This window comes from Pseudomonas sp. MD195_PC81_125 (assembly GCF_014060985.1).
Classification (GTDB): Bacteria; Pseudomonadota; Gammaproteobacteria; order Pseudomonadales; family Pseudomonadaceae; genus Aquipseudomonas; species Aquipseudomonas parakoreensis.
Genome location: NZ_JABULD010000156.1, coordinates 1 through 7864, shown reverse-complemented (window position 1 = coordinate 7864; position 7864 = coordinate 1). Strand labels below are relative to the sequence as shown.

At 60.6% G+C, this 7864-nt stretch carries 3 protein-coding genes and 2 pseudogenes; all 5 read left to right on the top strand.

Translation table 11 applies throughout. The annotated features are described in order from the left end of the window. The first annotated feature begins 380 nt into the window (after positions 1-380). Positions 381-3034 (top strand): annotated as a pseudogene (gene gyrA, locus HT737_RS06825) (DNA gyrase subunit A). Between the two features lie 233 nt (positions 3035-3267). After that, entirely contained in the window at positions 3268-4353 is a 1086-nt protein-coding gene (gene serC, locus HT737_RS06820; RefSeq protein WP_145594192.1) for a 3-phosphoserine/phosphohydroxythreonine transaminase, read from the top strand. Next, positions 4353-5447 carry a prephenate dehydratase gene (gene pheA, locus HT737_RS06815; RefSeq protein ID WP_041069374.1) on the top strand — a complete coding sequence of 365 codons (1095 nt, stop codon included), beginning with the start codon at positions 4353-4355 and terminating at the stop codon, positions 5445-5447. The genes serC and pheA overlap by 1 nt, the downstream gene beginning before the upstream one ends. 13 nt (positions 5448-5460) lie before the next feature. After that, the gene (gene hisC, locus HT737_RS06810; protein WP_182401955.1) at positions 5461-6573 is read left to right on the top strand and encodes a histidinol-phosphate transaminase; all 1113 of its coding nucleotides are present in this window, start codon (positions 5461-5463) and stop codon (positions 6571-6573) included. A 28-nt stretch (positions 6574-6601) separates the two neighbouring features. After that, positions 6602-7864: pseudogene (locus HT737_RS06805) on the top strand (prephenate dehydrogenase/arogenate dehydrogenase family protein); the annotation flags it as partial.

The following is a 7864-nucleotide window of genomic DNA, read 5'->3' as shown; positions in this document are numbered from 1 at the left end:
CCACAGGTCTTGTGCTCGCCACCGATCCTGTGGGAGCTGGCTTGCCAGCGATGGGGGCCTGAAAGTCAATAAACATCGCAAAACCTGACCTCAAAACTGCATTCAAAGAAGCTCTGAGCCTCTCTCGTCCCCTTTACGCCTGTCATCGGTCAACTAACTATGCTCCATGCGCATCTGGGGGATAGGTGCGTGGCGGCTCTTGTGATAACATCCGGCGTTTTCCGAGGCGGCTTCACGGAGCTGTCTTTACTGCGCAAATCCGTGGTTCTATCCGTTGATTTGTCGTAAGTCGGCGCACGGCACTCAGCCTGCCCCGACGAGCTTCGTACATCCCATATGGATATGACGAAGTTTCACCAGAAAAAGGAATCAGGCTTCTCATGGGCGAACTGGCCAAAGAAATCCTCCCGGTCAATATCGAAGACGAGCTGAAACAGTCCTACCTCGACTACGCAATGAGCGTAATCGTCGGCCGTGCACTGCCGGATGCGCGCGATGGCCTCAAGCCCGTGCACCGTCGCGTACTGTTCGCGATGAGCGAGCTGGGCAACGACTTCAACAAGCCGTACAAGAAATCTGCCCGTGTTGTCGGTGACGTGATCGGTAAGTATCACCCGCATGGTGATACTGCGGTGTACGACACCATCGTCCGCATGGCTCAGCCTTTCTCCCTGCGTTACCTGCTGGTTGACGGTCAGGGCAACTTCGGTTCGGTGGACGGCGACAACGCTGCGGCCATGCGATACACCGAAGTGCGCATGACCAAGCTGGCGCACGAACTGCTGGCCGACCTGCACAAAGAAACCGTGGACTGGGTGCCGAACTACGACGGTACCGAGCTGATCCCGGCGGTCATGCCGACCCGCGTGCCGAACCTGCTGGTCAACGGTTCCAGTGGTATCGCCGTGGGCATGGCGACCAACATTCCGCCGCACAACCTCGGTGAAGTCATCGACGGTTGCCTGGCCCTCATCGATAATCCCGAGCTGACCGTCGATGAGCTGATGCAATACATCCCCGGTCCGGACTTCCCGACGGCCGCGATCATCAACGGTCGTGCCGGCATTATCGAAGCCTATCGCACCGGTCGTGGTCGCATTTACATGCGTGCGCGTTCGATCATCGAAGACATCGACAAGGTCGGTGGTCGTCAGCAGATCGTCATTACTGAACTGCCGTATCAGCTGAACAAGGCGCGTCTGATCGAGAAGATCGCCGAACTGGTCAAAGAGAAGAAGCTCGAGGGCATCACCGAGCTGCGCGACGAGTCCGACAAGGACGGTATGCGCGTCGTGATCGAGCTGCGTCGCGGCGAAGTGCCTGAGGTGATCCTCAACAATCTCTACGCCCAGACCCAGCTGCAATCGGTATTCGGCATCAACATCGTCGCGCTGATCGACGGCCGTCCACGCATCCTCAACCTCAAGGATCTGCTGGAAGCCTTCGTCCGTCACCGTCGCGAAGTGGTCACCCGTCGTACCGTATTCGAGCTGCGCAAGGCCCGCGAGCGTGGTCATATCCTCGAAGGTCAGGCCGTTGCCCTGTCGAACATTGACCCGGTGATCGCCCTGATCAAGGCGTCGCCGACTCCGTCGGAAGCCAAGGAAGCGCTGGTCAGCACCCCTTGGGAATCCTCGGCAGTGGTGGCGATGGTGGAGCGTGCCGGCGCTGATTCGTGCCGTCCGGAAAACCTCGATCCGCAATACGGTCTGCGCGACGGCAAGTACTTCCTGTCGCCAGAACAGGCGCAAGCCATTCTGGAACTGCGTCTGCACCGTCTGACCGGTCTGGAGCACGAGAAGCTGCTGGCCGAGTATCAAGAGATCCTCAACCAGATCGGCGAGCTGATCCGCATCCTCAACAGCGCCGTGCGCCTGATGGAAGTGATCCGCGAAGAGCTGGAAGTGATCCGTGCCGAATACGGCGACGTGCGCCGCACCGAGATTCTCGATGCGCGTCTCGATCTGACCCTGGGCGACATGATCCCGGAAGAGGAGCGCGTCGTGACCATTTCCCACGGTGCTACGCCAAGACCCAGCCACTGGCTGCGTACCAGGCTCAGCGTCGTGGCGGCAAAGGCAAATCGGCGACCGGCGTCAAGGATGAGGACTACATCGCTCACCTGCTGGTGGCCAACAGTCACACCACGCTGCTGCTGTTCTCCAGCAAGGGCAAGGTGTACTGGCTGAAGACTTACGAAATTCCGGAAGCGTCCCGCGCCGCCCGTGGTCGTCCGCTGGTCAACCTGCTGCCGCTGGATGACGGTGAATACATCACCACCATGCTGCCGGTCGAGGAATACACCGAAGGTCACTACATCTTCATGGCGACCGCCAACGGCACCGTGAAGAAGACCCCGCTGGAATCCTTCAGCCGTCAGCGCAGCGTCGGTCTGATCGCGCTGGAGCTGGACGAAGGCGACGTGTTGATCTCCGCAGCCATCACCGATGGCGAGCGCGAAGTGATGCTGTTCTCCGATGGCGGCAAAGTGACGCGTTTCAAAGAGTCCGACGTCCGTGCCATGGGCCGTACCGCCCGTGGTGTACGCGGCATGCGTCTGCCGGAAGGGCAGAAGCTGATTTCGATGCTGATCCCGGAAGAAGGCAGCCAGATCCTCACCGCTTCCGAGCGTGGTTATGGCAAGCGCACCGCGATTACCGAGTTCCCAGAGTACAAGCGTGGCGGTCAAGGCGTGATCGCCATGGTCAGCAACGAGCGTAACGGCCGTCTGGTCGGTGCGGTTCAGGTGCTCGACGGCGAAGAAATCATGCTGATTTCCGATCAGGGCACGCTGGTACGTACCCGTGTCGACGAAGTGTCGAGCCTGGGTCGTAACACCCAGGGCGTGACTCTGATCAAACTGGCCAAGGATGAAACCCTGGTCGGTCTGGAGCGGGTTCAGGAGCCATCGGAGGTCGAGGGCGACGAGCTTGAAGGTGAAGAGGGTGCCGGGTTCGAGGGAGATGTCGTGATCGACGACGTTGCCGAGGACCAGCAACTCGACGCCGCAGCTGACGAAGAGCCGCAGGAATAAGCGGACAAGCGAGGGGGCGGATGAAAATTCGCCCCCTTGTTATTTGTCCGGTATGAAATTTCGACATCATGGAGATCCCCCTGTGGGGAGCGAGCCGGCTCGCGAAAGCAGGCGCTGCGGTACCTCTGACGCACCGCGGTGATGCATTCGCGAGCAGGCTCGCTCCCACAGGACTGTGTTGATCGGTAGTGTGATTTTTTGCGTGATACCACCAAATCAGAGCGAGATTGGATGTGAGCAAGCGAGCCTATAACTTCTGTGCCGGTCCTGCGGCGCTTCCTGAAGCTGTCCTGCAACGTGCCCAGGGTGAACTCCTTGATTGGCATGGCAAGGGTCTGTCGGTCATGGAAATGAGCCATCGCAGCGATGAGTTCGTGTCCATTGCCACCCAGGCCGAGCAGGATCTGCGTGACCTGCTGAATATCCCGTCGAACTATAAAGTGCTGTTTCTGCAGGGTGGCGCCAGCCAGCAGTTCGCGCAGATCCCGCTGAACCTGTTGCCGGAAAACGGCAGCGCCGACTATATCGACACCGGTATCTGGTCGCAGAAAGCCATCGAAGAAGCTTCGCGCTACGGCCACGTCAACGTTGCTGCCACCGCCAAGCCTTACGACTATTTCGCCATCCCGGGTCAGAACGAGTGGAAGCTGTCGAAAGACGCCGCTTACGTTCACTACGCGCCGAACGAAACCATCGGCGGTCTGGAATTCCAGTGGATCCCGGAAACCGGTGACGTGCCGCTGGTGGCTGACATGTCTTCGGACATCCTCTCGCGTCCGGTCGACATCTCGCGTTTCGGCATGATCTACGCCGGCGCCCAGAAGAACATCGGCCCGAGCGGTATTGTCGTCAACATCATCCGCGAAGACCTGCTGGGCAAGGCACGTTCGCTGTGCCCGACCATGCTCGACTACAAGGTCGCGGCCGACAACGGTTCGATGTACAACACTCCGCCGACCCTGGCCTGGTACCTCTCCGGTCTGGTGTTCCAGTGGCTGAAAGAGCAGGGCGGTGTTGAAGCGATCGCCAAACTGAATGACGTCAAGCAGCGCACGCTGTACGACTTCATCGACGCCAGTGGCCTCTACAGCAACCCGATCAACAAGTCGGACCGCTCGTGGATGAACGTGCCGTTCCGTCTGGCTGATGATCGCCTGGACAAACCGTTCCTGGCCGGTGCCGATGCGCGCGGTCTGCTCAACCTCAAGGGCCACCGCTCCGTGGGCGGCATGCGCGCCTCCATCTACAACGCCGTCGACATCAACGCCGTCAACGCGCTGGTGGCGTACATGGCTGAATTCGAGAAGGAACACGGCTGATGTCCGAGCAAGAACTCAAGGCCCTGCGCCTGCGTATTGACGCTCTGGACGAAAAGGTCCTGGAACTGATCAGTGAGCGTGCGCGCTGCGCCCAGGAAGTTGCGCGAGTCAAGATGGCTTCGCTGGCCGAAGGCGAAGTGCCGGTGTTCTATCGTCCCGAGCGTGAAGCCCAGGTGCTCAAGCGCGTGATGGAGCGCAATCAGGGGCCGCTGGGCAACGAAGAGATGGCGCGCTTGTTCCGCGAAATCATGTCCTCGTGCCTGGCGCTCGAGCAGCCATTGAAAGTGGCTTACCTCGGCCCTGAAGGCACCTTCACTCAAGCAGCGGCGATGAAGCACTTCGGCCACGCGGTGATCAGCAAGCCGATGGCGGCGATCGACGAAGTGTTCCGTGAAGTGGCGGCGGGTGCGGTGAATTTTGGCGTGGTGCCGGTGGAGAATTCCACCGAAGGCGCGGTCAACCACACCCTCGACAGCTTCCTCGAGCACGACATGGTGATCTGCGGCGAAGTCGAACTGCGCATTCACCATCACTTGCTGGTCGGTGAAAACACCAAGACCGACAGCATCAGCCGCATCTACTCCCACGCCCAGTCGCTGGCCCAGTGCCGCAAGTGGCTGGACGCGCACTATCCGAATGTCGAGCGCGTGGCGGTGGCGAGCAATGCCGAAGCGGCGAAGCGGGTCAAGGGTGAATGGAACTCGGCGGCGATTGCCGGCGACATGGCTGCTGGCTTGTATGGTCTGACCCGTCTGGCGGAAAAGATCGAAGATCGTCCGGACAACTCGACGCGCTTCCTGATGATCGGTAACCAGGAAGTGCCGCCGACCGGCGACGACAAGACCTCGATCATCGTCTCGATGAGCAACAAGCCTGGCGCGCTGCATGAGCTGCTGGTGCCGTTCCATGACAACGGGATCGACCTGACCCGGATCGAAACCCGTCCGTCGCGCAGTGGCAAATGGACCTACGTGTTCTTCATCGACTTCGTCGGCCACCACCGTGATCCGTTGATCAAGGGTGTGCTGGAAAAGATCAGTCAGGAAGCAGTAGCACTCAAAGTGCTGGGTTCCTACCCGAAAGCAGTTCTTTAAGGGGCGGTAGCAAATGAGTGGCAACTTCCTCGCTCTGGCACAGCCGGGCGTGCAACAACTTTCGCCGTACGTTCCGGGCAAGCCTGTGGACGAACTGGCGCGCGAGCTGGATCTGGATCCGGCGAAAATCGTCAAACTGGCAAGCAATGAAAACCCGCTGGGCGCCAGCCCGAAAGCGCTGGCGGCAATCCGCGATGAGCTGGCCGAGCTGACCCGTTATCCGGACGGCAACGGCTTCGCGCTGAAATCGCTGTTGGCCGAGCAGTGCCGCGTCGAGCTGAACCAGGTAACCCTTGGCAACGGCTCCAACGACATTCTCGAGCTGGTGGCGCGCGCCTATCTGGCGCCGGGTCTGAACGCCGTGTTCAGTGAGCATGCGTTTGCCGTTTACCCGATCGCCACCCAGGCGGTCGGCGCGCAGGCCAAAGTGGTGCCGGCCAAGGACTGGGGGCACGACTTGCCTGCGATGCTCGCGGCCATCGATGCCAACACTCGTGTAGTGTTCATTGCCAACCCGAACAATCCGACCGGCACCTGGTTCGGCGCCGAAGCGCTGGACGAGTTCCTGCAAGATGTACCGGAACATGTGTTGGTGGTGCTGGACGAGGCGTACATCGAGTACGCCGAAGGCAGCGACCTGCCGGACGGTCTGGATTTCCTCGCGGCGTACCCGAATCTGCTGGTATCGCGCACGTTCTCCAAGGCCTATGGCCTGGCAGCGCTGCGCGTTGGTTATGGCCTGTCCACTGCGGTAGTAGCGGACGTGCTCAACCGTGTGCGCCAACCATTCAACGTCAACAGCCTGGCTCTGGCCGCAGCCTGTGCGGCGTTGAAGGATGACGAGTATCTGGCGCAAAGCCGTCAGCTCAACGAATCCGGCATGCAGCAACTGCAAGCGGGTTTCCGTGAGCTGGGTCTGAACTGGATCGAGTCCAAGGGCAACTTCATCTGCGTCGATCTTGGTCAGGTCGCTGCGCCGATTTTTCAGGGGCTGCTGCGTGAAGGCGTGATTGTGCGTCCGGTGGCCAATTACGGCATGCCGAACCACCTGCGGGTGACCATTGGTCTGCCGGCGGAAAACAGCCGCTTCCTTGAAGCGCTGCGCAAGGTTCTGGCTCGTGGGTGATGTCACTGCTCTGCAATCTGCTGCACCTATGATCGGTCGCCTTGTGGTGGTCGGTCTGGGGTTGATCGGTGGTTCGTTTGCCAAAGGCTTGCGTGAAAGCGGCATCTGCCGTGAAGTGGTCGGGGTCGATCTCGACCCGCAATCGCGCAAGCTGGCGGTCGAGTTGGGTGTGGTCGACCGTTGCGAAGACGACCTGATTGCTGCGTGTCAGGGTGCTGACGTGATTCAGCTGGCAGTGCCGATTCTGGCCATGGAGAAGGTGCTCGCGCGTCTGGCCGGTGTCGATCTGGGTCAGGCGATTCTGACCGATGTCGGCAGCGCCAAGGGCAATGTGGTGCGCGCGGCGACCGAGGCGTTCGGCGGCATGCCAGCGCGTTTCGTGCCGGGCCATCCGATTGCCGGTTCCGAGCAGAGCGGGGTGGAAGCTTCCAACGCCGAGCTGTTCCGTCGGCACAAGGTGATTCTGACCCCGCTCGAGCAAACCGACCCGGCCGCGCTGGCGGTGGTTGATCGCTTGTGGCGCGAGCTGGGTGCCGATGTCGAGCATATGCAGGTCGAGCGCCACGACGAAGTGTTGGCTGCGACCAGTCATCTGCCGCACTTGCTGGCCTTCGGTCTGGTCGACTCGTTGGCCAAACGCAATGAAAACCTTGAGATCTTCCGTTACGCTGCGGGCGGTTTCCGCGATTTCACAAGAATCGCCGGAAGCGACCCGGTGATGTGGCACGACATCTTCCTCGCCAACCGCGAGGCTGTCCTGCGCACACTCGATACATTTCGCAGCGACCTCGACGCCTTGCGCGACGCGGTCGATGCAGGGGATGGGCACCAATTGTTGGGCGTCTTCACGCGCGCCCGGGTTGCCCGCGAGCATTTCAGTAAAATCCTGGCCCGCAGGGCCTATGTGGACGCTATGAATTCCAACGATCTGATTTTTCTGGCTCAACCTGGTGGCCGCTTGTCCGGTCGGATTCGCGTACCAGGTGACAAATCGATTTCCCACCGCTCGATCATGCTCGGCTCGCTGGCCGAAGGCGTGACCGAGGTGGAAGGTTTCCTCGAGGGTGAAGATGCCCTGGCGACCTTGCAGGCATTTCGCGACATGGGCGTGGTCATCGAAGGCCCGCACCACGGTCGCGTCACTATTCACGGCGTTGGCTGCATGGCTTGAAGCCGGCACCTGGCCCGATCTATCTGGGCAACTCCGGTACCTCGATGCGTCTGTTGTCCGGCCTGCTGGCGGCGCAGAACTTCGACAGCACCCTGACGGGCGATGCGTCGCTGTCCAAGC

Bases quoted from the DNA above. Each gene is read 5' to 3' on its own strand.
- pheA (WP_041069374.1), top strand. From the start codon at position 4,353: ATGTCCGAGCAAGAACTCAAGGCCCTGCGCCTGCGTATTGACGCTCTG.
- hisC (WP_182401955.1), top strand. From the start codon at position 5,461: ATGAGTGGCAACTTCCTCGCTCTGGCACAGCCGGGCGTGCAACAACTT.